Here is a 1,804-nt window from a genome sequence, read left to right on the forward strand (position 1 = left end):
CTATTAGAGGGCGTAAAGCCGAAAAAGATTCAGGTAGATAACAGATCGGAGTTTATTTCTAAAGAAGTCGACAGGTGGGCGTATGAACATCAGGTTGAACTAATTTTCTCTAGACCGGGAAAACCCACAGATAATCCGTATATTGAGTCCTTCAATGGGAGCTTCCGGGATGAGTGCCTAAACGCACACTGGTTTCTTTCACTGGAAGATGCCGAAGAGAAAATAGAAGTCTGGAGAGAGGAGTACAACACCTTCAGGCCGCATAGTTTCCTCGAAAATTTGACGCCGGAAATGTTCATAGAAAAACAGGTCAAAACAGCCGATTTTTCTATTTTAGAAGACTCCTAAATATGGGGAGGGGTCATCTGATTGGAATTTTTTAGTTTTGAATGTAGCTAGCTAAGGGAAGATTACACTGGGACTTAACCGATAAAAAGACTGCATTTACCTATAAATTAGCGAGTGGGAAATAAATTACAGAGGCAGTAAACGCTCAAGGCCAAGTGATTGGAAAAGGAGACATTGCCTAGCAGACAGATCAAGTGATGAAGAATTAAAAGAATATATTGCGTCTACTAATACTTCATGGACGAATGATGGTTTAAGTATCGCACAATTAACTATTCTATTTTATATCTTTGTTTTATACCCTAAGACTAGTCGCTACTAATTGGTTATAAGATGAAAAGATTGAGCTTTATTTTCTTCAGCATCATTCATTTTTCATTTGTTTTTGCCCAAAAATTGGAAACTGAAGAAATCAACCGAATTTCGAATTATTTAGAAGAAATCAAGGAAACCACGAAAAAAGCAAGCTCTATTTGGAATAAAGATTTGTATGGCAACATTTTGTTGGTTGTCCCGGAAACGCGGCAATTTTTCACCAATCAACGCGATGCTCACAATAGTCTTCAAACTGAAAGCAATCTTTTCACCGGAACTTTACCCGAAAATCTCAATATTGCGAACACCTCCATTCAATGGAATGGAAAATGCTGGGCTATGATTATGCTTCCTCTTCCGGAAGACAAATTCGAGAGGATCAACCTATTGGCTCATGAACTTTTTCATTGCGCACAACCTTCTTTAGGCTTTGTGCAAAACAATCAAGAAAGCCCTCATCTAGATAAAAAAGAAGGGAGAATTTACCTCCGTTTGGAAATGGAAGCTCTGCTTAAAGCCCTTCTTTCCGAAACCGAAAAAGAACAAAAACGTCATTTGACCCATGCTTTTATTTTCCGAAAATATCGCAATAGCCTGTTTCCGGGATCCTCCCAACTTGAAAACTTGCTCGAACTAAACGAAGGCATTGCCGAATATACCGGCTTGATGGTAAGTGGCCGAACTAAAAATCAAACAAAAGAGCATTTTATTTCCAGTATAAATGAATTCTTTAAAAATTCCTCTTATGTACGTTCATTTGCTTACTATACCATTCCTATTTATGGTTATTTATTGAGTTTCAAAATTCCACTCTGGAATCAAAACATTCATTCGAATTCGCAGCTAATAGATTTTTTTATCAAGGCATTCGAACTTCAATTACCTTCAGACGTAAAGCCCCTAATCACACATATTTCAAATGAGTATAATGGAGAAACTATCTTTGCCGAAGAAGAAAAACGGGAAGAAAGAATAAAACAGGAAATTGCCAATTACAAAAGAAAATTTACCGAAAAATTTCATGTAGAATTGAAATTTGAGTGTCGACTTCCCCAAATTAAGACTGCATAATTTTACAAAATTCTCATCAAATTAACCTAAACCTAAACACCCTAACACGCCTGTTTGTCGCTTTCAAAAT

General features: G+C 36.9%; 2 protein-coding genes. Both read left to right on the forward strand.

The annotated features are described in order from the left end of the window. Window positions 1-348, forward strand: a 348-nt coding sequence (locus tag ABD873_RS10615) for an integrase core domain-containing protein (protein WP_345068165.1), incomplete at its 5' end; no start/stop codon positions are given. A 342-nt stretch (window positions 349-690) separates the two neighbouring features. Continuing rightward, the gene (locus ABD873_RS10620) at window positions 691-1,734 is read left to right on the forward strand and encodes a hypothetical protein (protein ID WP_345068167.1); all 1,044 of its coding nucleotides are present in this window, start codon (window positions 691-693) and stop codon (window positions 1,732-1,734) included. The last annotated feature ends 70 nt before the right edge of the window (window positions 1,735-1,804 follow it).

It is taken from the genome of Sphingobacterium thermophilum, from assembly GCF_039541675.1.
GTDB classification, from domain to species: Bacteria; Bacteroidota; Bacteroidia; order Sphingobacteriales; family Sphingobacteriaceae; genus Sphingobacterium; species Sphingobacterium thermophilum.